This is a genomic window from Pseudomonas sp. B424, assembly GCF_055408345.1.
In genome coordinates this window covers 1-698 of sequence record NZ_JBUZTL010000075.1, presented here as the reverse complement: position 1 = coordinate 698, position 698 = coordinate 1, and the positions used below count along the sequence as shown (strand labels likewise).

The window sequence follows — 698 nt, the reverse complement described above, 5'->3', positions numbered from 1 at the left end:
GGGGGATTTTGAAGGTCAGGCGCTGCGCCACGATGCCAATCTGAGCAGTTGGGCCACCAGGATGCCGGCGAACTATGCGCGGGATGCGCTGGGGATGTCGCCGGAATTGCTCATCATACTGACTCAACCTTCCGGGGCCGGTAACTACAGTAATTTCAGGCCGTACTATGGCTTAGCGCCCAACACGTTCATGTATACCGAACATAATTTGCGTAACGCTCTTAAGCTACCCACGGACACCATTTTGGCAGCGCTGGGAGCCGGGCCTTTCTATGACGCTTCAGACCGGTCTTCGACTTTACCGAGCATCGTCTCATCCCAGTCTTATGGTGCCCGCTATATAAACGGCTGGACCGGCAGTGGTGACACCCTCAAACCGCTTTACTGGTACATAGGTGCCGCACTGGGGCATCCGGTACCTAGCCCTGAGAATACCCCTACAGGAAGTAATATATTCAACCGCAGCAATGGTGGATGGGAACGTTTAAACCGGGTAATACGCTTGCAGCGACATGTAAAGCAGCTGTCCTTCGAGGAACTGGACTGGCTGATTAGTCAGGCCTGCGCCGATGTCAGCGTTTACCCCCTGACGCAGCAGCTGCAAGCGCTGGCAGTCTATTTGCCGCTGCGCCAGCGCTATGGCATGACAGTCGACAGTTTTGCCGCCTGCCTCGGCTCACTCAACACCTTCCATGGCG

At 55.9% G+C, this 698-nt stretch carries 1 protein-coding gene; it reads left to right on the top strand.

The window, feature by feature from the left end:
- Nucleotides 1-698 (top strand): hypothetical protein (locus tag ACZRMS_RS26290; protein WP_463997644.1); only part of this gene is annotated, 698 nt, incomplete at both ends.